At 70.2% G+C, this 25,665-nt stretch carries 24 protein-coding genes; 15 read left to right on the top strand and 9 right to left on the bottom strand.

What is annotated here, in order from left to right; genetic code table 11:
* Window positions 1-81 precede the first annotated feature (81 nt).
* Complete coding sequence (locus DEJ05_RS13830; protein ID WP_111029919.1) at window positions 82-480, top strand: DUF3253 domain-containing protein; 399 nt, start codon at window positions 82-84, stop codon at window positions 478-480.
* A gap of 125 nt (window positions 481-605) precedes the next feature.
* On the opposite strand, the gene DEJ05_RS13825 is transcribed toward DEJ05_RS13830, so the two are convergent.
* Complete coding sequence (locus tag DEJ05_RS13825; RefSeq protein ID WP_111110695.1) at window positions 606-1,199, bottom strand: nucleotidyltransferase domain-containing protein; 594 nt, start codon at window positions 1,197-1,199, stop codon at window positions 606-608.
* Between the two features lie 122 nt (window positions 1,200-1,321).
* On the opposite strand from DEJ05_RS13825, the gene DEJ05_RS13820 reads away from it, so the two are divergent.
* Window positions 1,322-2,422 (top strand): SDR family oxidoreductase, encoded by a 1,101-nt coding sequence (locus DEJ05_RS13820; RefSeq protein WP_111110694.1) that lies wholly within the window; start codon window positions 1,322-1,324, stop codon window positions 2,420-2,422.
* A gap of 15 nt (window positions 2,423-2,437) precedes the next feature.
* Here DEJ05_RS13820 and DEJ05_RS13815 read toward each other — a convergent pair whose 3' ends face one another.
* Entirely contained in the window at window positions 2,438-3,511 is a 1,074-nt protein-coding gene (locus DEJ05_RS13815; RefSeq protein ID WP_111110693.1) for a spore photoproduct lyase family protein, read from the bottom strand.
* A 44-nt stretch (window positions 3,512-3,555) separates the two neighbouring features.
* On the opposite strand from DEJ05_RS13815, the gene DEJ05_RS13810 reads away from it, so the two are divergent.
* Together DEJ05_RS13810 and DEJ05_RS13805 are read left to right on the top strand one after the other, a co-directional pair.
* Window positions 3,556-3,855: a biopolymer transporter Tol gene (locus DEJ05_RS13810; RefSeq protein WP_111110692.1), complete on the top strand. Its 300-nt coding sequence runs from the start codon at window positions 3,556-3,558 to the stop codon at window positions 3,853-3,855.
* A complete protein-coding gene (locus DEJ05_RS13805; RefSeq protein WP_111029913.1) occupies window positions 3,852-4,316 on the top strand; it encodes a hypothetical protein in 465 nt (154 codons plus the stop codon). The genes DEJ05_RS13810 and DEJ05_RS13805 overlap by 4 nt, the downstream gene beginning before the upstream one ends.
* A 99-nt stretch (window positions 4,317-4,415) precedes the next feature.
* Here DEJ05_RS13805 and DEJ05_RS13800 read toward each other — a convergent pair whose 3' ends face one another.
* The 4 genes from DEJ05_RS13800 to DEJ05_RS13785 form a co-directional block, all read right to left on the bottom strand.
* Window positions 4,416-6,245 (bottom strand): beta-galactosidase family protein, encoded by a 1,830-nt coding sequence (locus DEJ05_RS13800; protein ID WP_111110691.1) that lies wholly within the window; start codon window positions 6,243-6,245, stop codon window positions 4,416-4,418.
* An 87-nt stretch (window positions 6,246-6,332) separates the two neighbouring features.
* Window positions 6,333-7,667 (bottom strand): sugar ABC transporter substrate-binding protein, encoded by a 1,335-nt coding sequence (locus tag DEJ05_RS13795; protein WP_181433059.1) that lies wholly within the window; start codon window positions 7,665-7,667, stop codon window positions 6,333-6,335.
* A 96-nt stretch (window positions 7,668-7,763) separates the two neighbouring features.
* Window positions 7,764-8,735, bottom strand: a complete 972-nt coding sequence (locus tag DEJ05_RS13790) for a carbohydrate ABC transporter permease (RefSeq protein WP_220034793.1) — start codon at window positions 8,733-8,735, stop codon at window positions 7,764-7,766.
* Window positions 8,732-9,676: a carbohydrate ABC transporter permease gene (locus DEJ05_RS13785; RefSeq protein WP_071404236.1), complete on the bottom strand. Its 945-nt coding sequence runs from the start codon at window positions 9,674-9,676 to the stop codon at window positions 8,732-8,734. The genes DEJ05_RS13790 and DEJ05_RS13785 overlap by 4 nt, the downstream gene beginning before the upstream one ends.
* Window positions 9,677-9,872: 196 nt before the next feature.
* Here DEJ05_RS13785 and DEJ05_RS13780 point away from each other — a divergent pair, with 196 nt between their 5' ends.
* Window positions 9,873-10,898, top strand: coding sequence for a LacI family DNA-binding transcriptional regulator (locus DEJ05_RS13780; RefSeq protein ID WP_181440731.1), 1,026 nt, complete (start codon window positions 9,873-9,875; stop codon window positions 10,896-10,898).
* Between the two features lie 486 nt (window positions 10,899-11,384).
* On the opposite strand, the gene DEJ05_RS13775 is transcribed toward DEJ05_RS13780, so the two are convergent.
* Window positions 11,385-12,890, bottom strand: a complete 1,506-nt coding sequence (locus tag DEJ05_RS13775; protein WP_111110689.1) for an alpha-N-arabinofuranosidase — start codon at window positions 12,888-12,890, stop codon at window positions 11,385-11,387.
* A gap of 295 nt (window positions 12,891-13,185) precedes the next feature.
* Here DEJ05_RS13775 and DEJ05_RS13770 point away from each other — a divergent pair, with 295 nt between their 5' ends.
* The 3 genes from DEJ05_RS13770 (at window position 13,186) to DEJ05_RS13760 (ending at window position 16,510) form a co-directional block, all read left to right on the top strand.
* A complete protein-coding gene (locus DEJ05_RS13770) occupies window positions 13,186-14,541 on the top strand; it encodes an extracellular solute-binding protein (RefSeq protein WP_027466147.1) in 1,356 nt (451 codons plus the stop codon).
* Window positions 14,542-14,625: 84 nt separating this feature from the next.
* The gene (locus DEJ05_RS13765; protein WP_027466146.1) at window positions 14,626-15,597 is read left to right on the top strand and encodes a carbohydrate ABC transporter permease; all 972 of its coding nucleotides are present in this window, start codon (window positions 14,626-14,628) and stop codon (window positions 15,595-15,597) included.
* Between the two features lies 1 nt (window position 15,598).
* Window positions 15,599-16,510, top strand: a complete 912-nt coding sequence (locus tag DEJ05_RS13760; protein WP_027466145.1) for a carbohydrate ABC transporter permease — start codon at window positions 15,599-15,601, stop codon at window positions 16,508-16,510.
* 649 nt (window positions 16,511-17,159) lie between these two features.
* On the opposite strand, the gene DEJ05_RS13755 is transcribed toward DEJ05_RS13760, so the two are convergent.
* Window positions 17,160-17,990, bottom strand: coding sequence for a siderophore-interacting protein (locus DEJ05_RS13755; RefSeq protein ID WP_111029908.1), 831 nt, complete (start codon window positions 17,988-17,990; stop codon window positions 17,160-17,162).
* Window positions 17,991-18,018: 28 nt separating this feature from the next.
* On the opposite strand from DEJ05_RS13755, the gene DEJ05_RS13750 reads away from it, so the two are divergent.
* The 4 genes from DEJ05_RS13750 to DEJ05_RS13735 are packed head-to-tail and all read left to right on the top strand — an operon-like array spanning window position 18,019 to window position 22,233.
* Window positions 18,019-19,122 carry an iron ABC transporter permease gene (locus DEJ05_RS13750; protein ID WP_253183677.1) on the top strand — a complete coding sequence of 368 codons (1,104 nt, stop codon included), beginning with the start codon at window positions 18,019-18,021 and terminating at the stop codon, window positions 19,120-19,122.
* Window positions 19,119-20,276 carry an iron chelate uptake ABC transporter family permease subunit gene (locus DEJ05_RS13745; protein WP_258376162.1) on the top strand — a complete coding sequence of 386 codons (1,158 nt, stop codon included), beginning with the start codon at window positions 19,119-19,121 and terminating at the stop codon, window positions 20,274-20,276. Before DEJ05_RS13750 ends, DEJ05_RS13745 begins: the two co-directional genes overlap by 4 nt.
* Window positions 20,273-21,202: an ABC transporter ATP-binding protein gene (locus DEJ05_RS13740; RefSeq protein ID WP_111110687.1), complete on the top strand. Its 930-nt coding sequence runs from the start codon at window positions 20,273-20,275 to the stop codon at window positions 21,200-21,202. The genes DEJ05_RS13745 and DEJ05_RS13740 overlap by 4 nt, the downstream gene beginning before the upstream one ends.
* A gap of 11 nt (window positions 21,203-21,213) precedes the next feature.
* A complete protein-coding gene (locus DEJ05_RS13735; protein ID WP_111023547.1) occupies window positions 21,214-22,233 on the top strand; it encodes an ABC transporter substrate-binding protein in 1,020 nt (339 codons plus the stop codon).
* An 81-nt stretch (window positions 22,234-22,314) separates the two neighbouring features.
* Here the strand turns inward: DEJ05_RS13735 and DEJ05_RS13730 are convergent, their stop codons facing one another.
* A complete protein-coding gene (locus DEJ05_RS13730; protein WP_258376161.1) occupies window positions 22,315-24,369 on the bottom strand; it encodes a transglycosylase domain-containing protein in 2,055 nt (684 codons plus the stop codon).
* 158 nt (window positions 24,370-24,527) lie between these two features.
* Here DEJ05_RS13730 and DEJ05_RS13725 point away from each other — a divergent pair, with 158 nt between their 5' ends.
* The 3 genes from DEJ05_RS13725 to DEJ05_RS13715 all read left to right on the top strand — a co-directional run bounded on the left by DEJ05_RS13725 (window position 24,528) and on the right by DEJ05_RS13715 (window position 25,657).
* Window positions 24,528-24,764, top strand: a complete 237-nt coding sequence (locus DEJ05_RS13725) for a hypothetical protein (protein ID WP_071414700.1) — start codon at window positions 24,528-24,530, stop codon at window positions 24,762-24,764.
* Window positions 24,765-24,840: 76 nt separating this feature from the next.
* Entirely contained in the window at window positions 24,841-25,410 is a 570-nt protein-coding gene (locus DEJ05_RS13720; protein WP_220037031.1) for a GNAT family N-acetyltransferase, read from the top strand.
* 55 nt (window positions 25,411-25,465) lie between these two features.
* Window positions 25,466-25,657 (top strand): hypothetical protein, encoded by a 192-nt coding sequence (locus tag DEJ05_RS13715; protein WP_111110686.1) that lies wholly within the window; start codon window positions 25,466-25,468, stop codon window positions 25,655-25,657.
* Window positions 25,658-25,665: the final 8 nt, after the last annotated feature.

Below are 25,665 nucleotides of genomic sequence, written 5' to 3'. Positions count from 1 at the left end.
CGCTCCGATGCTGCCAGGCGCACCTGGACCGTGTGCGTGGTCGCTGTGTGCCGCCCTGCCGAGCAGGACGAGGATGGGGCCATGGGACGGGCGATCAGGACGGAAGCCGACGCGTCGGCATCGGAGTCGGCACACGCCGAACGGACCTGCGCCTCGTGCGGGCGACGGATGCCGTCCTCGGCGGCGCCGGAGGCGAAGTGGTGTTCGGCAGCCTGCCGCCGACACGGTCTCGACGACACCGACCGGGCCCTCGAGCAGCGCATCGACGAACTGCTCGCGGCACGGGCACGGACCTCGAGCATCTGCCCGTCCGAGGTCGCACGCTCACTCGACCCGGACGACTGGCGACCGCTGATGGAGCCCGCACGTCGAGCCGCCCGCCGCATGGTCGCGCGCGGCGAGGTCGAGATCACCCAGGGCGGGTCCGTCGTCGAGCCGTCGACCGCCAAGGGCCCGATCCGCATCCGCCGTCCGCGGTGATCCGGGTCGCGGCGCGCCTGTTTCAGGTGTGCTCGTGAACCGTTCGGATGAGCCGTTCGAGCGCGGTCACCAGTCCTCGTGTCTTCTCCTTGCGGCCCTGTCGACGGCGCGCACGCGGGCGCCCATCAGATGTACGTCCTGATCTCCTCGCCGAAGACTGTTCGGGCTTCTTCTCGCCACGACCCGACGAGCGGGTCTCCCTCGGCCACGAACCGACGGAGATCGGCGCGGGTCACGTCGAGGACCTGGCACTCGTTGCCGGTCCACCGCCGGACGAGGTCACCGAGGCGGACGACGACGTCGGTGTCGACGGTCTGCTCGAAGACGACGAGGAGGTCCAGGTCGGACGCCGGCGTCGCGGTGCCCCGCGCGACTGACCCGAAGATCGAGACCGAGAGGACCCCGGCCTCCGCCGACTCGACGTAGGCGCCGATCCGACGTTCGAGTTCGTCGCCGGCTTCGAGGCCGAGTTCCACCGCTGGCCAGAGCAGGTGTTCCCGGTTGACCCGGTAGGCAGAGTGCTGGAGACCACGCTCGACCTGCACGAGCCCTGCTGCCTCGAGCTTGTCGAGCGCGCGTTTGATGCCGGTGTGCTGCGCAGCGCCCGCGACCCGCGCCACCTGGCGTCCGGTCATGCCGGAATCGGTCCGGGCGAGGACGCGGAGCGCGTCAGCCTGCGTGGCCCCCAGCAGTGTGGCGAGTGGTTTCACGAGTTGCATGCCGATGCCTCCGCAAGAAGTGTACCGATAGGCGGTACATGTGGTGCGTTTTTGTGCACACTCAGCGCGCGAGGGGACGCGGGGAGGGAACACGTGTCGTCCAACGTCGGTTGCATCGAAGGATGATTGCAACCGGATCGACCGAACAGACTCTTGCCCGCCGCGAAGCCCTGGTCGTCGGAGCCAGTGGCATCACCGGTTCCGCCCTGGTGCGCCACCTGCTCGACCTGGGCTGGGACGTGACGGCGCTCTCCCGCCGACCGCTCGCTGAACAGGGCGTCCGGACCGTCGCGGCCGACCTGCGCGACCCCGAGAGCCTGGCTGCCGCACTCGCCGACGAACGCCCGACGCACGTCTTCTTCACCGCCTGGCAGCGGCAGGACACCGAGGCGGAGAACATCCGTGTGAACGGCGGCATGGTCCGCGACCTGCTCGCGGCACTGTCGCACGCTCCGCTCGAGCACGTCGCCCTGGTCACCGGCCTGAAGCACTACCTCGGTCCGTTCGAGGCGTACGCCGCCGGCGAGATGCCCGACACCCCCTTCCACGAGGAGGAGCCGCGCCTCGACACCCCGAACTTCTACTACGCGCAGGAGGACGAGCTCTTCGCCGCAGCCGAGCGCCAGGGGTTCACCTGGTCCGTGCACCGCTCGCACACCGTGATCGGGCACGCGGTCGGCAACGCCATGAACATGGGCCTCACACTCGCCGTGCAGGCCACGCTGGCGAAGGAACTCGACCTGGACTTCGTGTTCCCGGGAAGCGAGGCCCAGTGGAACGGCCTGACGGACATGACCGACGCCGGCATCCTCGCCGAGCACATGGTGTGGGCCTCGACGTCTCCCGAGGGTGCGGACGAGCCGTTCAACATCGTCAACGGTGACGTCTTCCGGTGGCGCTGGATGTGGCCGCGCCTGGCCGCGCACCTCGGTGTCGACCCCGCGCGCGTGGTGGGCTACGAGGACGCTCCGCGACCGCTCGAGGAGCAGATGGCGCCGTACGAGTCCGAGTGGGCCGGCATCGCCGAGCGCCACGGTCTCGCCGAGGCCGACATCACCCGGCTCGCCTCGTGGTGGCACACCGACGCCGACCTCGGTCGTGCGATGGAGGTCGTCACCGACATGGGGAAGAGCCGCGACGCCGGGTTCACGGCGTTCCGCCGGACCGAGCAGGCCTTCGCGGACCTGTTCGCCCGGTACCGGGCCGACCGCCTCATCCCCTGATCCGTCGGGGGCCGGTCAGAAGGCGTACCGGATCCGGCAGGACGGCAGGTGCTCGGCCACGAGTTCGCGGAAGCGCTCGACGAGCTGCCCCTTCATGCCGGACCGGTAGCGCACGTTCACGGCACCGTTCTGGGACACCTTCTGCTCCTGCAGGTCCGGACGCCACAGCAGGTCCTCGGCCTTGGGGTGCCACCCGAGGTTGACCTCGTGCAGGGGCTGGTTGTGGGTCAGGAAGATCACCTCGGCCGCGAGCTGCGCCTTGGCGGCCGGGGACAGCACGTCGTCGACCTGCCGGAGCAGCTCGGCCCAGTCCGACTCCCACGTCGGCGTGAGGATGACCGGCGAGAAGTTCAGGTGGACTTCGTAGCCGGCGTCGACGAAGTCGTTCACCACGGCGATGCGCTCGGCGATCGGGCTCGTGCGGATGTCGGTGACCTTCGCGGTCTCGTGCGGCATCAGTGAGAAGCGGATCCGGGTCCGGCCCATCGGGTCCCAGTCGAGCAGATCGCGGTTGACGTACTTGGTGGCGAACGAGGCCTTGGCCGTCGGCGTCATCCGGAACAGGTCACAGAGGTCGCGGACGTTGTCACTGATCATCGCGTCGACCGAGCAGTCGCTGTTCTCGCCGATGTCGTAGACCCAGGACTCCGGGTCGCACTGGTTCGGTTCGGTTTTCGGCCCCTGCTTGGCGATGTTCCGCGCCACGTGCTTGGTGATCTGGTCGATGTTCGCGAACACGGTGACCGGGTTGCTGTAGCCCTTGCGCCGCGGCACGTAGCAGTAGGCGCACGCCATCGCGCAGCCGTTCGCGGTGGACGGTGCGATGAAGTCGGCGGAGCGACCGTTCGGCCGGGTCACCAACGACTTCTTCACGCCGAGCACGAGCGCCTCGGTCTTGATCCGCACCCAGCGCTGGACGTTCCGTTCGTCGCCGTGCACCTCGGGGATGTTCCAGTGCGACTCGACCGGGACGATCTCGGCGTCCGGCCAGCGCCCGACGATCTCCTGCCCGCGCTGCAGTTCGAGCGCGGCCGGCTCGGCGTAGATGCGTCGGACGTCGAGCATCGGGCGGACGCGTTCGTGGCTCATCAGCTCCTGTCTACCCGGCACCACCGACGGTGCAGACTCGGACCATGACCGCCGAACCCGACGACCACTTCTTCGTCGTGGACGGCCGACGGTGGCGCCGCACCGACCCCGTCCTGCCCGAGGAACTCGCCGCCGCGCTCCGCTCCCACCTGGGGCGCGGGCGCAACGCCGTGAAGACCGCGAAGCGCGCGGGCGACGACGAGGCCCTGGCGGCGGCGCGGCACCGGAACGGCGTGGCCAAGCACGGCCTGGGCGAACGCGGCCCCGAGTGGTGGACCCGCCCCGAGGCCGACCGGATCGCCGACGCCGAGCGCGCCCTCGCCGACCTGGACGCTCTGCCGTGACGACGATCCGTCCACCGCGCCTGGATCGCATCCTGAACCTCATCGTGTTCGGCCCGGTGATGATCGGGACCGGAGTCGCACTCGCGGGCGTGGCCTTCGTACCGGGAGCATCGGCGCGGGTGTTCGTCTTCATCCTCGGTGTCGCCTTCATCGCCGGCGGGACCTGGGCCACGGCCAGGCTCCGACGCGTCGCCGTGCACCTGTGCGACGACACCCTCCGGTACTCCGGCTTCCTCTCGTCCTGGACCGCCCCGCGTGCGGGGATCACCGCGGTGCTCGACGACGCGTTCGTCGAGTGGCGCGACGACCACGGGGCCGAACACCGACGGCAGATCTGGCTGCTGACCCGGGCACGGGAGGACGACGGCACGAAGTTCGCTCCGCTCTGGCGGTGGCGACGCGAGGCACTCCTCGAAGTTCGAGCGTGGGCGGCGGCTCGCGAGGTCCGAAACGTCCCATGACGCCCGCGGTGGAAAGCAGAATCGGGCGTACCTGGTCGAAACTTCCGACCAGGGACGCCCGATTCGACCAGGGACGCCCGGTTCGACCAGGGCGCGCGACTACGCCTCGGTGTGACCCAGGTCCGGCTCGACGAGCAGGCACGCGGTGCGGGACGCGGCGGCGTGCAGTTCGAGCACGACGAGCTCGTTGCGACCGTGGCGGAGCACCGGCCCCGGGATCGCCAGGGTCCGCTGCGGGCCTCGCGACCAGTACCGACCGAGGCAGAACCCGTTGACCCAGGCGACACCCTTGCGGAACCCGTCGAGCGACAGGTACCGGTCGTCCACGGTGTCGAGGTCGAACGAGCCAGCTGCGAACGTCGGCCCGGCGAGCACCTCGCCGCCGGTCGGAGCGACCTCGGACAGCGCGGTCACGGTGGCCGGTGCGATGGGGTCGAGGGCGAGCGGCGACGCCGTCCACCGGGCCACCGGGACGCCGTCGATGGAGACGCCGCCGATCAGGCCCTTCGGCTCGCCGATGCGGACGCCGTAGTCGACGCGGCCCTGGTCCTCGACGAGGAGCTCGAGCGTGCCGGTCACCGGCGGCAGGGTTATGGCGCGGTCGTGGTGCTCGCGCTCCAGGAGCCCGACCACGACGCCGTCGGCCGACACGATCGCTCGGTCGCGCACCTCGGTGCCGACGGTCAGTACCCCTCCGGCGGGCAGGTCGACCTCGGCGCGGTAGGCGACGAAGCCGCTCGCGGCTCCGAGGGCGTCGAAGGTCGGCGGCTCGTCGTGCGCGGACCACGCCGTGAGCGTGGGCAGCAGGGAGCGGAGCGACGCGACGCGGTCCAGACGGACGGCGAGGTCCGTGGCGGGGGTGATCCGGGCCTCCAGGCCGTCGCCGGACGCGGCCACGGGACCGAGGCGACCCGACCCACCCGGCTCCATCGTCGCGGGCAGCGGCGGGACGGACGCGTAGCGCGCGATCACCGCACGGAAGGCGTGGAACTTCTCCGTCGGTCGGCCGGCCTCGTCGAGCGGGGCGTCGTAGTCGTACGACGTCGCGATCGGGCGGTAGACGCCCTTGTCGTTCGCGCCGTTCGTGAAGCCGAAGTTCGTGCCGCCGTGGAACATGTAGATGTTCACCGAGCCGCCGGCGGCGAGCAGGACGTCCAGGTCCTCCGCGCTGGCGGACGCCGGCGTGGTGTGGTGGTGCTCGCCCCAGCTGTCGAACCAGCCGTCCCAGAACTCCGAGCACATCAGGGGCCCGGTGGGCTGGGCCTGCCGCAGGCGCTCGAGGCGGGCGGCGGACCGTGAGCCGAACGACCCGGTCTTGTGCAGCGAGGGCAGGGAGCCGTCCTCGAGCATCGTGCCCATCGGCTGGTCGACGCTCGTGAAGGGGACGGTCAGCCCGATGTCGCGGTGCATCTGCTCGAGTGCGCGCAGGTACTCGGGGTCGGAGCCGTAGGCGCCGTACTCGTTCTCGACCTGCACCAGGACGATGGGCCCGCCCTGGTCGATCTGCCGCGGGACCAGCACGGGGGCCAGGTGCTGCAGGTACGTCTCGACCGCTGCGAGGAAGCCGGGCTCGTTGCGCCGGACACCCACGGAGCCGTCCGCGAACAACCAGTACGGCAGGCCGCCGTTCGTCCACTCGGCACAGATGTAGGGGCCGGGGCGGACGATGGCGTGCATGCCCTCGGCGGCGACGAGGTCGAGGAAGCGGCCGAGGTCCAGTCCACCCGACAGGTCGAACACCCCGGACGACGGCGCGTGCGCGTTCCAGGCGACGTAGGTCTCGATGGTGTTGAGGCCCATCAGCTTCGCCTTGCGGATCCGGTCGGCCCACAGGTCGGGGTGCACGCGGAAGTAGTGGATCGCGCCGGACAGGACCCGGTGCGGCTCGCCGTCGAGCAGGAAGTCGGTGTCGCCGATGGCGAAGCGCATGGTGTCATTCTTTCGTTGCCGGCCCGGCCGGGCGTGGAGCGGGGCCGTGCGGACGTGTCCGCACGGCCCCGCGGGGATGCTGTCGAACTACTTCGACGAGACCGTGAAGCCCTGGTCCTTGCCGTACTTGGCGAGGGCCTTCTGCCAGGCCTCGAGGCCGGCGTCGAGCGAGGTGCCGTTCTCGTACGCCTGACCGACGGTGTCGGCGTAGACGCTGTTCGCGTACACCTGGTAGGGCAGGTAGGTGAAGTCGTTGTCCGAGGACTTCGACGCGTCGACGAGCACCTTGTTGATCTGCTGGCCGCCGAAGTACTCCGGCTTCTCGTCGAGGAACGCCGACGAGTCGAGGTCAGCGGTGGTCGACGGGAAACCGCCGGACTCCATGAAGACCTTCGTGGACTCCTTCGAGGAGTTCAGCCACTTGAGGAAGCCCGCGGCGAGGGCCGGGTTCTTCGACTGCTTCATGACGACCTGGGCGCTGCCGCCGTTGTTCGCGGTCTGGGCGGTGCCACCGTCGTAGGTCGGCATCGGGGCGACGCGCCAGTCACCCGAGGCCTGGGCGACGCCGGACTCCAGGTTGCCGGGCATCCAGGCGCCGGTGATCATCGTGGCGATCTCACCGTTGCCGAGCTGCTTGTACCAGTCGTCGGTCCACCCGACCGTCTTCGACAGCAGGCCCTGCTCGACGAGCTCGTTCCAGGTGCTCGTCCACTTCTTGGTGCCCTCGTCCTGCAGGTTGATGGTCACCTTGTCACCGTCGGTGGTGAAGGGGGTGCCACCGGCCTGGGCGATCATGCTCGTGGTGAAGCCGGCGTCGCCGGAGTCCGCCGCGATGTAGGCCTTCGGGTCCGCCTCGTGCAGCTTCTTGGCCGCGGTGACGTACTCGTCCCACGTCTTCGGCACGGCGATGTCGTGCTTGTCGAAGACCTTCTTGTTGTAGAACAGCGCCATGGGGCCGGAGTCCTGCGGCAGGCCGTAGACCTTGCCGTCGATCGACACCGAGCTCCAGGTGCTCTTCGCGAAGTCCTTCTCGAGCGAGTCGAACCCGTAGCTCGACAGGTCGAGCAGCGACTCGGACAGGGCGAACTGCGGCAGGGCGTAGTACTCGACCTGGGCGACGTCGGGGGCGCCCGAGCCGGCCTTGATCGTGTTCTGCAGCTTCGTGTACTGGTCGGCACCGGTGCCGGCGTTGACGAGCTTGACCTTCACCTTGGGGTACTGCTTCTCGAACGCGGCGACCTGGGCCTTCGCCGACGGGGTCCACGACCAGTAGGTCAGGGTGCCACCGTCCTTCAGGGCCTTGTCGATGTCGTCGGCCGATCCGCCGGAGCCGGAGCCGCCGGAGGCGCACGCGGCGAGGGCGATCGCGGCGGTGACGCCGATGGCGAGGGCGCTGAGCCCGCGCCGGAGACGCTTGTTCATGGGTGTGCCTTTCACTTCTTCGTGGAGGGGGTGGTGCTGCTGTGTGCCGGACCGGAGGACAGGGGCGGGGTCGCCACGGGCCTCCCGTCCGAGGGGTCAGGCCTTGACCGACCCGGCCGCGAGGCCGGATTGCCAGAAGCGCTGGAGGAAGAGGAACGCGACCACGATCGGGATGATCGTGAGGAGCGATCCCGTGACGACGAGGTTGTAGATCGGCTGCGCGCCGGACCCGGTGGCCTGCGCGTTCCACTGGTTCAGGCCGACCGTCAGCGGGTACCACTTCGGGTCGCTCAGCATGATGAGCGGCAGGAAGTAGTTGTTCCAGGTGGCGACGACCGCGAACAGCAGGACGGTGACGACACCGGGCGCGAGCAGGCGGAGCGCGATGGTGAAGAAGATCCGGAACTCACCGGCGCCGTCCATGCGGGCGGCCTCGAGCAGTTCGGCCGGGATCGCGTCGACCGCGTAGGTCCAGATCAGGTACATGCCGAAGGGGCTGATCAGCGAGGGCAGGATGATCGCCCACGGGGTGTTGGTCAGGCCGACCTGCGAGAACAGCAGGAACGTCGGGACCGCCAGGGCCGTGCCGGGGACCGCGATGGCACCGAGGACGACGGCGAAGACCGCGCGGCGACCGGGGAACTGGAACTTCGCCATGCCGTAGCCCGCGACGGTGGCGAGCAGGGTGGCCCCGCCGGCACCGACGACGACGTAGAGCAGCGTGTTGCCGAACCACTGCAGGAAGATGCCGTCGTTGTACGTCACCGTGTCGACGATGTTCTGCCAGAGGTTGAAGTCCCCGCCGAACCACAGACCGAACGTGGAGAGCAGCGACGCCTGCGTCTTCGTGCTGTTCACGAGCAGGTAGAACAGGGGCGCGAACGAGTACACGACGAAGACGACCATGACCGCGGTCAGCAGGCCGGAACGCTTCGGCTTGCGTCCGTCGACGTGCTGGTCTGCCTTCCTGGAGGCGCGGATCGAGCGGGTGCGCGGCGCACGTTGCGTCGTGGTCGCCTCGGTCACCGTGGCCGCTGCGGGCCCGGCGGGGTGCTGGATGGTGCTCATCGGTTCTCCTCGCGGGTGCCGCGGACCTGGACGACGTAGGCGATCACCGCGGTGATCACGCCCATCACGATCGCGACCGTGGCGGAGTAGTTGAACTGCTGACCGCTGAAGGACAGCGAGTAGGCGTACATGTTCGGGGTGAAGGCGCTGCCGATGACGTTCGGGGCGAGCGTCTTGAGCAGGTTCGGCTCGTTGAAGAGCTGGAAGCTGCCGATGATCGAGAAGATCGTGGCGATGACCATCGGGCCGCGGAGCGCCGGGAGCTTGATCGAGAAGACCGTGCGCATCGGGCCGGCGCCGTCGAGCTCGGCCGCCTCGTACAGCTCACCGGGGACGGTGCGGAGTGCGGCGTAGAAGATCAGCATGTTGTAGCCGAGGAACTCCCACGTGACCACGTTGCCGATCGACGTCAGGACCCAACTCGGGCTGAACGGCTGCAGCAGGTCGATGCCGAGCGCGTCGTTCGCGGCGCCCGTCAGACCGAACTGGTTGCCGTAGATGAAGCCCCAGATCAGGGCGGCGACGACACCGGGGACGGCGTAGGGCAGGAACACCGCGATGCGGAAGAAGCTCGTCCCCCACAGTCGGGCGCTGTCCAGAGCCAAGGCGGCGACGAGCGCGAGGCCGAGCATGATCGGCACCTGGACGACCAGGAAGATCGCGACCCGGCCGAACCCGGACCAGAACTTGGCGTCCTGGAAGAGCTGCACGTAGTTGGCGAACCAGACGAACTGGTTGCCGCCGATGAGCTGGTCGCGGAACAGGCTGAGCCAGAGCGCGTAGCCGATCGGCACGATGAGCATCAGGACCAGGACGACGACGAACGGGCCGACGAACAGCCATCCGGTGAGCCGTCCCCGCGGCTTGGGGCGGCGGCCGGCCGGGCGCTCGGCGGTGGGGCGCGGTGCTGCCTCACCGGGGCGCGCTGCGAGCGTGCTCATGTGACTCCTTCGTCTGCTGCGTTCGGGTGGTCGATGTCGGCGGCTCGGCCCGGGCCGGATCAGGGTGTCCGGGCGGTCACCGATGTTGACGTCAACATCGAACGACGCGACGATAGCATGGCAACGTCAACATGCGCTAGCGTCCGGGGAGGCCGACCGCTCGGCCCCTCGATCCGGAAGGAGCGCCAGCGTGACGATGGAGTCCCCCGCCGGCACCCGCCGCGCCCCCTCGATGGCCGCCGTCGCCGACGCCGCGGGGGTCTCGATGCAGACCGTCTCGCGGGTCGCCCGCGGCTTCGACAACGTCAGCCCGGAGACCCGCGACCGCGTCCAGCGTGCGATGGAGTCCCTCGGCTACCGGCCCAACCGTGCCGCCCGTGCCCTGCGCTCCGGCCGCTTCCGCACCATCGGCGTGATCATGTTCACGCTCGCGTCCTTCGGCAACATGCGCACGCTCGAGGCGATCGCCGACGCCGCCGGGGTCGCCGACTTCACGATCACCCTGCTGCCGATGGCGTCGCGCACCGAAGCGGGCGTCCGCTCCGCGTTCTCGCGCCTGCACGAACAGGCCGTCGACGGCGTCGTGATCATCATCGAGTCGCACATCATCGACACCGCCGAGGTCGTGCTGCCCGACGGCGTGCCGATGGTCATCATCGACTCCACGGGCAGCACCGACCACCCCGCGATCGACACCGACCAGGCCGACGGCGCCCGACAGGCCACGCAGCACCTGCTCGACCTCGGGCACGAGACCGTCTGGCACGTCGCCGGGCCGGAGTCGTCGTACTCGGCAGCCCGTCGCCTCGCCGCGTGGCAGGACACCCTGGAACGCGCCGGTCGACCGGTCCCCCCGGTGTTCCGCGGCGGCTGGACGACCGAGCACGGCTACGAGGCCGGGCTCGAGATCGCTGCACGCCCGGAGATCACCGCGGTGTTCGCCGCGAACGACCAGACCGCCCTCGGTGTCCTGCGCGCCGCACACGAGTCCGGTCGCCCGGTGCCGTCGTCGCTGAGCGTGGTGGGGTTCGACGACTCCCCCGAGTCCGACTCGTTCTGGCCGCCGCTCACCACCGTGCACCAGTCCTTCGACGAGGTCGGCCGCCGAGCGGTCGCGAACCTGCTCGCCCAGATCGACGGCGAGCGGGTCAGCGTCGCGGCGGACCTGGTGCCGGTGCGGCTCGTCGAGCGTGCGAGCACGGCGCCGCCGCCGGCGCGCTGACGCGGCGCGCGTTTCGCGCTCACCGACACATCACGTGCGCACGCCCCCGTGATCTGTCGCCCAGCACGTGAACTCGCGCACATGCCGGTCGGGAGGCCCGGTGCCAGGCCGCCTCGGGCCTCCAGGCCGCCGCGCCGCGACGCCACGGCCCTTTCCGCGAAAGCGACAGGACCGCGCCGAACGTCCGTGGAGCACTGTCGCTTTCGCGGACCTGACCCGGCTAACTGCCGACCACCTGTCGCTTTGGCAACCACATGCCGGACGGGAGGCCCGGTGCCAGGCCGCCACGGGCCTCCCGGCCGCCGCGCCGGCCGCGTCACGGGCCCAGCGACAGTCCACGCGCCCGTCACCCCGTGAACTGTCGCCCAGCACGTGAACTCGCGCCGCCCGCCGCGCCCCCGCAACGAGCAGAGGACGTCGGGCGCGAGCGCCCGACGTCCTCTGTGCTCACTCGACGCCCGCCGTGGCGTGCGCCGAGGCGCCTTGTCAGCCGATCGAGACGGCGGTCCAGGAGACCGGCGGGAGCTCGATCGTGACGGTGTCGCCCTCGCGGCGGACCGAATCGTTCGTGCGGAGCCCCACGCGCGAGGTGTTCTCCAGGTCGTTCACGGCGTGCAGGTCGTCGTCCCAGACGCCCTCGGCGTGGACGTCACCCGTCGCACCGATGCCGGCCAGGTCGATCGTCACCGTGGTCGGCTCGGACGGGTGGCGGTTGATCAGGAAGACCGCGGCCTTGCCGTCCTCGGACACGGTGGCGGCGGAGTCCACGACCGGGACCTCGCCGTGCTTGCCACCGTCGACGGTGTCACCCGAGGCCTTGACCTGCAGCGAGGTGCCCTGCGCCAGGCGCGAGGTGACCGAGAACGGGAAGAAGGTCGTCTGGCGCCAGGCCGGGCCACCGGGCTCGGTCATGATCGGGCCGATCACGTTGACGAGCTGGGCGAGCGAGGCCGAGGCGACGCGGTCGGCGTGGCGGAGCAGCGAGATGAGCAGGCCACCCACGACGACGGCATCGGCGACGGTGTAGACGTCCTCGAGCAGACGCGGGGCGACGGGCCACTCGTCGAGCGTGAAGGTCTTGGCCTTCGCTTCCCACTTCTTGATCGACCAGACGTTCCACTCGTCGAACGAGATGTCGATGCGCTTGTCGGACTTCTTCTGCGCCTGGACGTGGTCGGCGGCCGTGGTGACCGTCTTGATGAAGTGGTCCATGTTGGCGCCCGAGGCGAGGAACGACGGCAGGTCGTCGTCCTCCTCGTAGTAGGCGTGCGCGGAGATGTAGTCGACGTCGTCGTAGGTGTGCTCGAGGACGGTGCGCTCCCACTCGCCGAACGTCGGCATCGACGCCCCGGAGGAACCGCAGGCGACGAGCTCGAGGTCGGGCTGGATCTGCCGCATGGCCTTGGCGGTCATGGCGGCGAGCTTGCCGTAGTCGTCGGCGTTCTTGTGGCCGAGCTGCCACGGGCCGTCCATCTCGTTGCCGAGGCACCACATCTTGATGGCGAAGGGTTCCTGGCGACCGTTCGAACGACGGTATTCGGACAGTGCGGTCCCGGCGTCGATGTTCGCGTACTCGAGGAGCTCGATCGCCTCCTGCGTGCCGCGGGTGCCGAGGTTCACGGCGAGCATGAGCTCCGAGCCGACCTGGTCGAGCCAGTGCTGGAACTCGTGCAGGCCGACCTCGTTGGTCTCGGTCGAGTGCCAGGCCAGGTCGAGGCGGCGGGGGCGCTGCTCGACGGGGCCGACACCGTCCTCCCACTTGTAGCCGGAGACGAAGTTGCCACCGGGGTAGCGGATGGCGGAGACGCCGAGTTCCTTGACGAGTTCGACGACGTCCTTGCGGAAGCCGTGCTCGTCGGCGGTCTCGTGGGTGGGCTCGTGGATGCCGTCGTAGACGTGGCGGCCGAGGTGCTCGACGAACCCGCCGAACAGGCGACGTCGCACCGGCCCCACGGTGAACGCGGCGTCGAGGACGAGGTGTGTGCGGGGCATGGATCTCCTTCGATCGTGGCAGTGCGGTTCGTGCGGGGAGCGGGTGGGGCCACGGACGGGAACCGAAGCGGGCCGTCACGAAAGTGAGCGCTCACCTGACCGAAACGCTACCGGGTTCCACGCCGTCGCGAAAGGGGTGGCGGATGCCGGGAGCGAGCGCTAATGTGAGCGCTCACGGAGCACCGGAAGGTCGTTCCGTGTCCGGAGCAGCAGTGCTCCGGGTCCGGAGCAGCGATGCTCCGGCGGGAGCACCGACCCTGTTCCCGAGCCCGGCCCATCCCGATGGAGTGATGCCATGCCGATCCCACCCGCAACACCCGCGTCGCGCCTCTCGCGCCGGGGCTTCCTCGCCGCCGGTGCAGCGGCCGCGACCGTCCTGCCGCTCGCCGCCTGCTCGAGCCCCCTCGCCGCCGGCCTCGCCGGCAGCGCACTCAACCCCGAGACCCTCGTCTTCTGGAACCTCTTCGGCGGCGGCGACGGCGTCCGCATGCAGGCCATGGAGGACGGCTACGCGAAGCAGCACGGCGGCTCGAGCGCGTTGCAGGGCACCACGTTCGCGTGGGGCAACCCGTACTACTCGAAGCTGACACTGGCGACCGTCGGGAACAAGCCGCCGGACGTCGCGGTCGCGCACCTGACCCGCGCGAAGCCGCTCTGGGACGGTGACCTGCTCGACCCGATCACGTCCGACGACCTGGCGAGCGTCGGCCTGAGCGCCGCCGACTTCAACCAGAAGGCCTGGGCGGCGCAGAAGACCGACGGCAACAACATCGCGGTCCCGCTCGACACCCACCCCTTCGTCCTCTTCTACAACGTCGACGTCTGCAAGAAGGCCGGCCTGATCGACGGCGACGGCAACCTCGTCGACCTCAACGGCATGGACAACTTCGAGAAGGCCCTCGCCGCGGTCGCGAAGGTCACCGGCGGCACGGCCCTCAACGTCGCGAACGTGGTGCCGGAGACGGCCACCCCGTGGCGCTTCTTCTGGACCATGTACAACCAGCTGAAGGACGCCACCCCGTTCATCAGCGACGGCGGGTCGAAGCTCACCGTCAACGAGGACGCCTACAACGAGGTCACGAGCCGCACCCAGAAGTGGGTGAAGGAGGGCTGGCTGAACAAGGCGCTCGACTACGCCACCGCGCAGTCGCTCATGTTCGACGGCAAGGCCGGCTTCTTCATGCAGGGCGAGTGGGAGATCAGCACCGCGCAGTCGATCAAGGGCCTGAACTTCGGCATGGCGCCGATCCCCCAGCTCTACGACAAGCCGGCGACCCAGGCGGACTCGCACACGTTCGTCCTGCCGAAGAAGGCCCGCACGCCGGAGCAGCGCAAGCAGCACATGCTCTTCATCAAGCAGATGCTCGAGCAGAGCCTGACGTGGGCCGAGGGCGGGCACGTGCCGGCCTACATCCCGACGTTCGACAGCGCCGCGTACAAGAAGCTCACGCCCCAGTCGAACTACGCGGCCGCAGCCGAGACCGCCGTGTTCGACGACGCCGCCTGGTACGGCGGTTCGGGTTCGACGTTCGAGGGCACGGTGGGCGCCCAGCTCGCCCTCGTGCAGCAGGGCAGCTCGTCCCCCGCGCAGGCCCTCAGCGCCATCAAGTCGCAGCTCGCGACGTACCTCAACACCCCGAGCCCCCTGTGACCCGGCACGCAACAGCCCGGCCGGACCACGCCGGGCAGACGACCCCCGCGATCGCCGTGAACACCGCGCGAAAGGCACGATGACGTGACCACAGCACCTGTCCTCGACCGGCCGACCGACGCGGCCACCGCGCCGCGTCTCCGCCGGAACCGCTCCTACGGCTCCAGCGTGAACCGCGGCCAGGGCCGCAGCGGCTGGCTGTTCCTCGCCCCGTTCGGCCTGTTCTACGTGGCCTTCCTGCTCGGCCCGACGGTCTGGATGATCGTCACGAGCTTCTTCAACACCTCGACCGTCCGCACCGGGCTCGGCAGCTTCGCCGGGTTCGCGAACTACGCCGAGATGCTCGGGCGCAGCGACTTCTGGTCGTCGCTCTGGCACACGCTGCAGTTCACGCTGTACACGACCCCGCCGCTCGTCATCCTGGCGTTCGTGTTCGCCGTGCTGACGAACCGGATGAACCGCGGGCAGTGGTTCTTCCGTCTGGCGTTCTTCCTGCCGTTCATCCTGCCGTCGGCGACGATCTCGCTGATCTGGGTGTTCATCTTCACGCCGAGCACCGGTCTGTGGGCGAGCCTGCAGTCGGCGATCGGCATGACCCCCGGCTCCGGCATGCTGTCGAGCCCGAACACGGCCATGATCGGTGTCGCGATCGCCACCGTGTGGTGGACCCTCGGCTTCAACTTCGTGCTCTACCTGGCCGGTCTGCAGGAGATCCCGCGCGAACTGTACGAAGCAGCCGCCGTCGACGGTGCGTCGAACTGGCAGCAGATCAAGTCGATCACGCTCCCCCTGCTCGGCCGCACGACGACGCTGGTCGTCCTGCTGCAGATCATCGCGAGCCTGAAGATCTTCGACCAGGTCTACCTGATGACGAACGGCGGGCCGGGCATCTCGACCCAGGTCTCGCTGCAGCTCATCACCGGCGTCGGCTTCACCGACAACCGGCTCGGTGCCGCATCGGCCGCGTCGGTCCTCCTGTTCATCGTGATCGTGGCGATCGCGGTCATCCGGCAGCTCGTCGAGCGCGCTGCCGCCAAGCGAGAGATCGGGGCCTGACATGACCGCCACCGAGAGCATCACCACCGGCCGCAAGCTCCGCACCGGCGTCTCGTCCGCCGCTCCGACGAGCGCCGCGAAGATCGGCGTCAGCGGTCGCGGCTTCACGATCGCGTCGGGGATCGTCCTGACGATCTTCGCGATCATCTGGCTCATCCCGAGCGTGTTCGCCCTGAAGACGTCGCTGTCCGACAACGGCGTCGCCGCACTCGGCGCGAACGCGATCCTGTCGAACTGGAACCCGACGCTGCACTCGTACTCGTCGCTGTTCCAGGCCGGCGACATCTGGAACTGGTACCTCGCCAGCGCCATCACCAGCGTCGTCACGGCGGCACTCACCGTGCTGTTCGCGTCGATGGCGGCGTTCGCCCTGTCGCGGCTGGTGTTCCGCGGCCGCAACATCGCGTTCCTGCTCATCATCCTCGGGATCATGATCCCCACCCAGGTGCTGATCATCCCGATCTTCCAGGAGCTCAACGCGGTCGGCCTGCTCAACACCTACTGGTCGGTGATCTTCCCGCAGGTGCCCGCCGTGATCGCGGTGTTCATCTTCAAGCAGTTCTTCGACGGCATCCCGAAGGAGCTGGAAGAGGCGGCGCGCATCGACGGCGCCGGCATCTGGAAGGTCTACTGGTCGGTCATCCTGCCGCTGTCGCGTCCGGTGATCGCAGCTGTGACGATCCTGACCTTCGTCGGGGTGTGGAACAACCTGCTGCTGCCGCTGTTCGTGCTGTCCAACCCGGACCTCATGACGATCCCGGTCGGGCTCGCCACGGTCCAGGGCAGCTTCGGGCAGCGCTACGCCGACATCCAGGCCGGTGCGATCCTCGCGGCGCTGCCGCTGATCATCCTCTACCTGATCTTCCAGCGGCAGATCGTGGAGGGCGTGACGGGCTCGGGCCTCAAGGGCTGACGCGACCCCACCACGGACGGGAGGCCCGGTGCCAGCTGGCACCGGGCCTCCCGTCCGTCCGTTGGTCGCGTCGCGGGCGCGGCGCGGCTGGCGCTTTCGGGCGTACCTGGCAGAACCGGGCGTACCTGGGCAGAAGTTCCCTGGTGGTATGCCCGAAAGCACCAGGCATCGCGGGCGCCAGGGGAAGAACCGGGCGTACCTGGCGGGAACGGGCGTACCTGTGCAGAGCGGGCACACCTTGCGGAACCGGGCGTACTCGGTCGGAAGTTCCTTGGTGGTACGCCCGAAAGCACCAGGCATCGCGCACGCCAGGGGAAGCATCGGGCGTACCTGGCAGAACCGGGCGTACCTGGCGGGAACGGGCGTACCTGTGCAGAGCGGGCACACCTGGCCGAACCGGGCATACCTGGTCGGAAGTTCAGTGGTGGTATGCCCGAAAGCACCAGGCATCGCGGGCGCCAGGGGAAGAACCGGGCGCACCTGGCCGAACCGGGCATACCTGGCGGAACCGGGCAGACCCGGTCGGAAGTTCCGTGGTGGTATGCCCGAAAGGACCAGGCATCGCGCGCGCAAGGGGAAAGACCGGGCGTACCTGGCGGCAACGGGCGTACCCGGGGTGAACGGGCATGCCTGCCAGGCAGCGCGCGGGTCAGGCGGGGACGGAGACCTTCGTCTCGTGCTTCCAGAACCCGGAGAACGTGATGCGCGACTTCGGCAGGCCCGCACGGTGCAGGTGGCGACGGCCCTCGGTGGCGAGCTTCGACTCCCCCACGACGAACGCGTACCCCTGGTCGTCGGACGGCACGTGCCGCTGCAGTTCGGCGAGGGCGCCGCTGCCGGGGACGGCGCCGGGCTGCCGGACGATCCAGGTCACCTGCACGCCGGTGGGGGCGTCGAGGTCGCGGATGTCCGCGGGGGTCGGGACCTCTTGGATGATGCGGCCGACGGTGTCGCGCGGCAACGACGCGGCGATGCCGACGATGCCGGGCAGGCCGGTCTCCTCCGCTGCGACGATGACCTCGCTGGTGCCGGCGGGGACGTCGAAGATGCAGCCCTGGTCGAGCATCGCGAGCTCCTCGCCGGGGCGTGCGGCGCAGGCCCAGATCGCGGCGCGGCCCTCGAGCTCTCCGCGGTGGTCCAGGTGCACGACGAAGTCGATGTCGAGCTCGGCGGTGCCGTCGGCGAGCAGCCGGTACGCGGCGACGGTGTAGTTCGCGCAGTGGGGGCGGATGTCCTCGGGGATGCCGAGGAACGTCGGCCACCACTTCTTGCCGTCCAGGTCGGGCATCCGGAAGGCGTCCTGGTCGGGGCGTCGGACGAACAGGCGGAACCAGTGGTCGAAACCGAGGTAGCCGAACTCGTGCAGGTCGTCCCCGGTGACGGTGACGCGCTGCATCGAGGGGGTCACCCGCTGGGTCCGGAGGACACGGGCGCGGAAGAGCCGGGGGTTCGTCGGCAGGAGCCGCGGGGTCTTCGCCATGAGGCAAGGCTAACCTAAGATGACTTCCGTGCCAGCCCCCAATCCCGTTCTGGCTTCCGGTCCGGAGGCCCCCGAACCCGTCGCGTCCAGCGCCCGAGACGGCGACGCGTCCCGCGCCCTCGGTGTGCACCGGACCGCGATGCGGCGACGGACCGCGGTCATCCTCGGCCTCGTCGTCGCCCTGGTGCTCGTCGCCGTGGCGAGCATGTTGCTCGGCAGCAACCGCATCGGTGTCGCCGAGGTGTGGGCGGGGCTCACCCGCTCGGGGTCGAGCACCGACGAGGCGATCGTGTGGGGCTCTCGCATCCCGCGCACGCTGATCGGTGCTGCGGTCGGGGCGGCCCTCGGCATCGCCGGGCTCCTCATGCAGGGACACACCCGCAACCCACTCGCCGACCCCGGCCTGTTCGGGGTCTCGTCGGGTGCCGGACTCGCGGTGGTGCTCGGCGTCTACGTGTTCGGGGTGACGAGCACGAGCGCGACCGTGTGGTTCGCCCTGGTCGGGGCCCTGGTCGCCAGCGTCGTCGTCTTCTCGGTGACCATCGCCGGCAGTGGCACCGCCAGTCCGGTGCCGCTCGCCCTCGCCGGGGCCGCGGTCTCGGCGCTGCTCGCCGCCCTGACCTCCTTCGTCGTGCTGACCGACCAGGCCTCGCTCGACGCGTACCGGCTCTGGGTCGTCGGGTCCCTCGCGGCACGGCAGCTCGACATCCTCGGGGCGGTGTGGCCGTTCCTGGCCGCCGGGCTCGTGCTCGCGGTGCTGAACGTCCGCGCCCTCGACGCCCTCGGGCTCGGGTCCGAACTGGCGAAGGGGCTCGGCGAGAACGTGCTCGTCGCCCGGCTCGTCGGCCTGGGCGGGATCACGCTGCTCGCCGCCGGGGCGACCGCTGCTGCCGGCCCGATCGGCTTCGTCGGCCTGACGGTGCCGCACGTCGCCCGCGCGCTCGTCGGCACCGGACACCGCTGGACCCTGCCGGTCTCCGGTCTGGTCGGCGCAGCCCTCGTGCTGCTCGCCGACGTCATCGGTCGCCTGATCGGCGGGTTCTCCGAGGTCGAGGTCGGCATCGTGCTCGCCGTCATCGGTGGCCCCGTGTTCGTCGCCGTGGCCCGTCGCCGATCGCTGGTGTCGCTGTGAGCGGGGCAGCGGTGCGCAGCACCGGCAGCACGCCCGGCAGCACGCCCAGCAGCACGCCCGAGACCACCACGCCGGGCACGCCGGCCCCGGCTGCACGAACCCCCGGCCGCGCCGGCATCCGCATCGGCCCCGTCGGCCTCGCCTGGCGCCCCCGGGTGTTCTGGTACACGGTCGGGTCGCTCGCCACCGTCCTGGTGCTCATCGTCATCGGGACAGCGGTCGGATCGACGTGGATCGCCCCCGGGGTCGTCATCCGGTCCCTGCTCGGCCTGGAGTCCGGGCCGGACGCCTTCATCATCACCACCCTGCGCCTGCCCCGCGTGCTCACCGGCGCACTCGTCGGCCTGACACTCGGGGTGGCCGGCGCACTCACCCAGACCTTCACCCGCAACCCCCTCGGCACCCCGGACATCATCGGTGTCACGGCGGGCGCCAGCGTCGGTGCGGTCGCGGCGATCGTCCTCGGTGGCGGGACGTACTCGGTGTCGTCCCTGGTGCTCGGTGGCGGGATCCCGGTGGCCGCGACGATCGGCGCCCTGGTCGCGGCGGTCCTGGTGTACGGCCTGGGCTGGCGCGGCGGCGTGCAGAGCTACCGGCTCGTGCTGGTCGGCATCGGCGTGAGCGCGACGCTCGACGCGGTGACGAGCTACCTGCTCGTCCGCGCGAAGATCACCGTCGCCACCGCGGCGTCGCAGTGGCTCGTCGGCAGCCTGTCGAGCACCTCGTGGGAGAGCGTCTGGCCGCTGCTCGTGGTGGCGGTCGTCGCGGTGCCGATCGCGCTCGCGACGAGTGCGGCCCTCGGCATCGGGCAGCTCGGCGACGAGGTCGCGACGGGCGTCGGACTCGGCGTCCAGCGGCACCGGCTGCTCGTCATCGCGCTCGCGGTCGTGCTGACCGCCGCCGCCGTGGCAGCCGCGGGACCGGTCGGCTTCGTCGCGTTCGTCGTGCCGCAGGTCGGGCTCCGGCTCGCCGGGACGAACCGGCCGCCGCTGCTGCTCGCCGGTGCCCTCGGCGCCGTGCTCGTGCTCGCCGCCGACCTGCTTTCCCGTTCCGCGTTCCCGTGGCAGGTGCCGGTCGGCATCATCACCACCGTGATCGGGGCGCCGTACCTGATCTGGCTCCTCGTCCGTCACCGCAAGGAGATGTCCCGATGACAACATCGCACCAACACGAGCACGAGCACGACACCCCCGTCCTCGAAGCCACGGGCCTGTCCGTCGGCTACGACCGCCAGCCCGTGCTGCGCGACCTGGACCTGCGCATCGAACGCGGCACCGTGACGACGTTCCTCGGCGCGAACGGCTGCGGCAAGTCGACCCTGCTCAAGGCGTTCGGCCGGGTGCTCAAGCCGCAGGCCGGCGAGGTCATGCTCGACGGCACCCCGATCCGCAGGGAACCGAACCGCCAGGTCGCCCGCAAGCTCGCGATCCTGCCGCAGTCCCCCGTCGCCCCCGCTGGCACCAGCGTGCTCGACCTGGTGATGCGCGGCCGGAACCCGCACCAGTCGTGGGCGAAGCCGTGGACCGCCGAGGACGCCGCCGTCGCCGAAGAGGCGATCGCCGCCACCGGCCTGACCGAGGTCGCCCACCGCGACGTCACGAGCCTGTCCGGCGGGCAGCGCCAGCGCGCCTGGATCGCCATGGTCGTCGCGCAGCAGGCCCAGACGCTCCTGCTCGACGAGCCGACCACCTACCTCGACCTCGCGCACCAGCTCGAGGTCCTGCGGCTCGTCCGGCGGCTGAACCGTGAGCAGGGGTCGACGATCGTGATGGTGCTGCACGACCTGTCGCTCGCGGCGCGGTACTCCGACCGGCTCGTGGTGCTGCACGACGGCGGGGTCGTGGCCGACGGCACCCCCCACGACGTCCTCACCCCGGCACTGCTCGAGCAAGCGTTCGGCCTGCACGCCCGGGTGTTCCCCGACCCGGTGACCGGTGCACCGATGATCGTGCCCGAGGCCGACGAGCACGACCCCGTCCCGAGTGCCACGACGGGGCACACGGTCCCGAGTGCCCCGACCGAGCGCACGGTCCCGACGAAAACCGAAGACGTGCTGGCGAGTACCGCGAACTTAGGTTAGCCTCTCCTAACGTGAAGACCTCCCGACGTGGCCACCTGCGCGCCGCCCTCCTGACCTCCGTGACCGTCTCGGCACTCCTCCTGACCGGCTGCTCGAGCACCGGCAACTCGAACGACTCCGACTCCGACGGCGGCACCGCCGCGTCGAAGGCATGGTCGTACGAGGACGCCACGGGCGCCACCGTGAAGGTCGACCACACGCCGAAGCGCGTCGTCGTGCTGAACGACATCGCCCTGTCGTTCATCGAGTACGGCCTGAAGCCCGTCGGCACCTTCGGGCAGCTGACGATGGCGAAGGACGCCCGGTTCAAGGGGCTCGACACCGACGGCATCACGCAGCTCGGCACCGCCTACGGCGACATCGACCTCGAGCAGCTCGCCGCGCTCAAGCCCGACCTCGTCGTCACCTCGGTCTACCCGACCGACGCCAAGGGCACGCTCGACACGAAGCAGCCCGGCTACGGCTTCAAGGACAAGGCGCAGGAGAAGCAGATCGAGGCCATCGCGCCGGTCGTCCAGGTGAAGTGGGGCGGCAAGGGCGAGGACGTCATCGAGAAGATCGCCGAACTGTCCGAGTCCCTCGGTGCGAAGGAGTCGACGGTCGACGCCGCCGAGGAGCGCTTCGACACCGCGGCCGACGAGCTCGAGAAGGTCTCGAAGGAGCAGGACCTGTCGGTCGTCTCGATGTACGCCGACGGTGACGGCGCGTACGTCACCCGCCCGACCGACGAGCCGTCGCTGCAGATGTACGCGTCGTACGGGGTCGACTTCGTCAACCCGAAGCCCGAGGGCTTCTACTGGGGCATCTACTCGTGGGAGAACGCCGGCCAGATCACCGGTGACGTGCTGCTGCTGTCGCAGCAGGGCTACCAGGTCGCCGACCTCGAGAAGCAGCCGACCTTCGCCGACAACGCCGCGCTCGAGGCGGGCCAGGTCCACAGCTGGACGTTCCCGGCCCTCGACTACGCGTCGCAGGCCGACTACATGACCAAGCTCGCGGGCTGGCTCGAGGACAGCAAGAAGCTGTCGTAGGACGCAACCGAGAACCGGCCTGGAGGCGCGGTGCCAGCTGGCACCGCGCCTCCAGGCCGTTGGTGGTTCCGTTCCGGGCCGTCAGCCGGCCGGCAGCGCCGCGTTCACCGCCGTCTGCGCGTCGCGCCAGACGGCCGCGCGCGATCCCGCGTAGGTGCCGCCCTGACCGTTGGAGAACGACCGCAGGTTGTGCTTCGCGCCGTCCGTGTTGCCCTGCCAGTAGGCGGTGACCGCACGCGAGGTCCCGCCAACCAGCCACACCTGGTCGGCCGCGTCCGTGGTGCCGGTCTTGCCGAACAGGGTCGCGCCGTCGGGGGTCTGCCCGCCGCTCGCCGTGCCGCCGCGGAACGCGCCCTGCATGACGTCGAACGCGGTGGCCGCGGTCTGCGGCGACACCGCCTGCGTGCACGTGCGGGGTTGTCCGCCGAGTTCCTCGCCGTCGGGTGCGACGACCTGGTCGATCACGACGGGTGCACAGAACCGCCCGCCGTTCGCGATGCCGGCGTAGGCCGACGCCATCGTCAGCGGGGCGATGCTCTCGGTGCCGAGCAGGGACCCCGGGTTCCAGGGCAGCTCGCCACCGGTCGCCAGGTGCACCCCCAGCCGCTCGGCCACGTCGCGGATGTCGCACAGGTCGAGCTGTTCGGCCATCGACTGGTACGCCGCGTTCACGGACTGCGCCGTCGCGGACCGGACCGAGTACGGACCACGCTGCCCGGGTGAGTCGTTCTTCGGCTGCCAGAACGCCGAGGCGGGTCCACCGCAGGCGGTCCACTCGCTGTGCGGGTGCGGTGTGCCGTTGACGACGGTGTCCGGACTGCGGCCGGCCTCGATCCACGCCAGCAGAGTGAACATCTTGTAGGTCGACCCGGTCTGGAACCCCGTCGAGCTGCCGTCCGCCTGGTCGGTGGCGTAGTTCAGCGAGGTCGCGGTGCGGGGCGCGTCGGACGACCGGTCGTGGTCGGTGTTCTGCGCCATCGTCAGCACCCGGCCCGTCCCGGCTTCGACCGTGTTGAACGTGGCCCCCAGCGCCAGCCGGGTCTCGGTCTTCGGGTCGTACTGGTCGAGCAGCCGCTTCTGTTCCGCGTTCAGGTCGAGGTCGAGCGTGGTCTGGATCCGGTACCCGCCGGTGCGCCAGGCGTCCGCCCGCTGCTGCTTCGTCGCGCCGAGCTGCGGGAGCCGCTGGGCGATGGTCTCCGCGTGGTCGCAGAAGAACTCCGCGCCCACCTCGACCGCCTCGCACCCCTGCTGCGGTGCCGTCAGGTGGACGGAATCGGCGACGCGGGACAGCCGAGCCGTGCGGTACTCCTCGGTCGACAGGTGCCCCTGCTCGTGCATCGACCGCAGGATCACGTTCCGCCGCGCGGCGTTGTCACGGTGGTGGTCCGGCGTCGACAGATCCCGTCGCTCCGGCCACTGCACGATCGCGATGAGGGACGCCGCCTCGGCCGGGGTCAGGTCGGTCGCCGACTTGCCGTAGTAGTGCTGCGCCGCCGACTGCACCCCGTAGGTCTGGTCGCCGAAGTAGGCGATGTTCAGGTACGCCGCCAGGATCTGCTGCTTCGTGTACTGCTTCGCCAGGCTGATCGCGAGCTTCATCTCGGCGAGCTTGCGCTGCGGTGTCCGCCGGGTCGCGTCCTTGTACGCGGCCTCGCGCTCCTCGGCGGTGGGCAGTTCGCTCGCCTGCTGGATCTTGATGTTCCGCACGAGCTGCATCGTCAGGGTCGAACCACCCGACCCGCCCTCGGTCCCGGACGTGGCGACGCTCACGAGCGACCGGACGACGGACGTCGCGTCGACACCGCCGGTCTCGTAGAACCGCTTGTCCTCGCCGTCCACCGCGGCGTGCTCCAGGTGGTCGCTGATCTGGTCGAGCGTGAGCTCCTGCCGGTCCTGGTCCCACACGTTCGCCAGGTGCACCGGCTCGCCGCCGCGGTACGCCCAGATCTGGTTCCGCTGCGGCAGCTGCCCGATCTCGATGTCCTCCGGCAGCGACTCGAACACCCCGATCGCCGAGGTCGTGCCGACGCCGGCGACCGCGATCACCGGCGTCACGCCGACGCTCACCAGCAACCCGGCGAGCACACTGCCACCCACGAAGCCGAGCGCGGCTCCCCCTGCACGTCGCATCGTCATGTCGTCCGTCCCCCCTCGGTCGCACCGCCATCGGCGCGGTCCGGAGAGGCTCGCAGTCCTGCTCGGGCGGTCGCCGTGACTTCCCCGCGGAACACCGTCGTGTCCGCTGGGAAAGTGCCGGTGCGATCCGCTCCCCGCCGCCGCGCTACGATCCGGGCATGACCCCGATCGCGCCACGTGTGCTGCACATCCTCTGCACGGCGTTCCTCGTCGTGGCGTTCCTGGCATCGTTCGTCGGTGGGTACGCGAACGCGAACGACTCCGGCGAGGGCGGCGCGAACATCGGTGCCGGGGCGCTGATGTTCTTCGGTGCACTCGCCGGCGTGGTCGGCATCGGGCTCGGCGTCGCGGCGCTCGTCTCCGGCCTCGTCGCCGCCCGGCGCAGCGCAGCCTGACCACCGGTCGCGCGCCGTTCGGAGCACCACGGTCGCGGTGGTAGCGGGATCGCCAGGACCGGAGGATCATCGGCCCATGGAGTACTCGACGGCGATGCTCACCGAGGAGACGTGGCCCGACTTCGCCGCGCTCGTGACCCGCAGCAACGGTGTGTGGGGCGGGTGCTGGTGCATCGGTTTCCACCCGGACGGCCCACGCGGGACGCCCGACCCGACGGTGTCCCACCAGGAGGCGAAGCACCGCCACGTGCGGAACGGCACGAACCACCAGGTGCTCGTCTACGCCGACGGCACGGCGGTCGGCTGGTGCCAGTTCGGGCGGCCGGTCGAGCTGCCGACGATCCTGAACCCCGGCGCGTACGCCCGCGCCGCCTCGACGCCGCCGGACTGGCGGATCGGCTGCGTGTTCGTGGAGTCCCGGCACCGCGGCCAGGGGGTCGCACGCGCCGCGGTCACGACCGCGCTCGAGGAGATCCGGCGGGCGGGTGGCGGGACCGTCGAGGCCTACCCGGAGCAGACGGTCGAGCGGAAGCCGCAGCGCGGGGCCTACCTGCACACCGGGCCGGAAGAACTGTTCACGCAGTTCGGGTTCGTGCGCGACCGCCGCATCGCCAAGTGGCGGTGGGTGATGCGCACGACGGTGTGACCGGCGTACCCGCTCGACGCCGCGCTGCCAGCCCGGCGCGCGTACCGTGGGAACCGTGACACGCACCACTCCGGTACGACCGCACCGCCTCGCCCTCATCGGCGCCGCCGTGGCCCTGGTGATCGGGGTCGGACTGCTCTTCACCCCCTGGGACGGGCCGGTGATCGTGCTCGCCTGGGCGCTCATCGTCGCCGCGGTCGTCCTCGGCGCCGTCACGCTGTTCCTGGTGCGGGCGCCCCGCAGCTAGCCCCCCCC

This window comes from Curtobacterium sp. MCLR17_045, assembly GCF_003234405.1.
Taxonomy (GTDB): Bacteria; Actinomycetota; Actinomycetes; order Actinomycetales; family Microbacteriaceae; genus Curtobacterium; species Curtobacterium flaccumfaciens.
Note: the sequence above shows the minus strand (reverse complement) of the source record. Positions and strands in the feature narration are given on the sequence as shown.

Bases quoted from the DNA above. Each gene is read 5' to 3' on its own strand.
- DEJ05_RS13780 (WP_181440731.1), top strand. From the start codon at position 9,873: ATGGAGTCCCCCGCCGGCACCCGCCGCGCCCCCTCGATGGCCGCCGTC.
- DEJ05_RS13770 (WP_027466147.1), top strand. From the start codon at position 13,186: ATGCCGATCCCACCCGCAACACCCGCGTCGCGCCTCTCGCGCCGGGGC.
- DEJ05_RS13830 (WP_111029919.1), top strand. From the start codon at position 82: ATGGGACGGGCGATCAGGACGGAAGCCGACGCGTCGGCATCGGAGTCG.
- DEJ05_RS13820 (WP_111110694.1), top strand. From the start codon at position 1,322: ATGATTGCAACCGGATCGACCGAACAGACTCTTGCCCGCCGCGAAGCC.
- DEJ05_RS13760 (WP_027466145.1), top strand. From the start codon at position 15,599: ATGACCGCCACCGAGAGCATCACCACCGGCCGCAAGCTCCGCACCGGC.
- DEJ05_RS13795 (WP_181433059.1), bottom strand. From the start codon at position 7,667: ATGAACAAGCGTCTCCGGCGCGGGCTCAGCGCCCTCGCCATCGGCGTC.
- DEJ05_RS13815 (WP_111110693.1), bottom strand. From the start codon at position 3,511: ATGAGCCACGAACGCGTCCGCCCGATGCTCGACGTCCGACGCATCTAC.
- DEJ05_RS13825 (WP_111110695.1), bottom strand. From the start codon at position 1,199: ATGCAACTCGTGAAACCACTCGCCACACTGCTGGGGGCCACGCAGGCT.
- DEJ05_RS13790 (WP_220034793.1), bottom strand. From the start codon at position 8,735: ATGAGCACCATCCAGCACCCCGCCGGGCCCGCAGCGGCCACGGTGACC.
- DEJ05_RS13775 (WP_111110689.1), bottom strand. From the start codon at position 12,890: ATGCCCCGCACACACCTCGTCCTCGACGCCGCGTTCACCGTGGGGCCG.
- DEJ05_RS13720 (WP_220037031.1), top strand. From the start codon at position 24,841: ATGGAGTACTCGACGGCGATGCTCACCGAGGAGACGTGGCCCGACTTC.
- DEJ05_RS13725 (WP_071414700.1), top strand. From the start codon at position 24,528: ATGACCCCGATCGCGCCACGTGTGCTGCACATCCTCTGCACGGCGTTC.
- DEJ05_RS13810 (WP_111110692.1), top strand. From the start codon at position 3,556: ATGACCGCCGAACCCGACGACCACTTCTTCGTCGTGGACGGCCGACGG.
- DEJ05_RS13755 (WP_111029908.1), bottom strand. From the start codon at position 17,990: ATGGCGAAGACCCCGCGGCTCCTGCCGACGAACCCCCGGCTCTTCCGC.
- DEJ05_RS13740 (WP_111110687.1), top strand. From the start codon at position 20,273: ATGACAACATCGCACCAACACGAGCACGAGCACGACACCCCCGTCCTC.
- DEJ05_RS13800 (WP_111110691.1), bottom strand. From the start codon at position 6,245: ATGCGCTTCGCCATCGGCGACACCGACTTCCTGCTCGACGGCGAGCCG.
- DEJ05_RS13785 (WP_071404236.1), bottom strand. From the start codon at position 9,676: ATGAGCACGCTCGCAGCGCGCCCCGGTGAGGCAGCACCGCGCCCCACC.
- DEJ05_RS13730 (WP_258376161.1), bottom strand. From the start codon at position 24,369: ATGACGATGCGACGTGCAGGGGGAGCCGCGCTCGGCTTCGTGGGTGGC.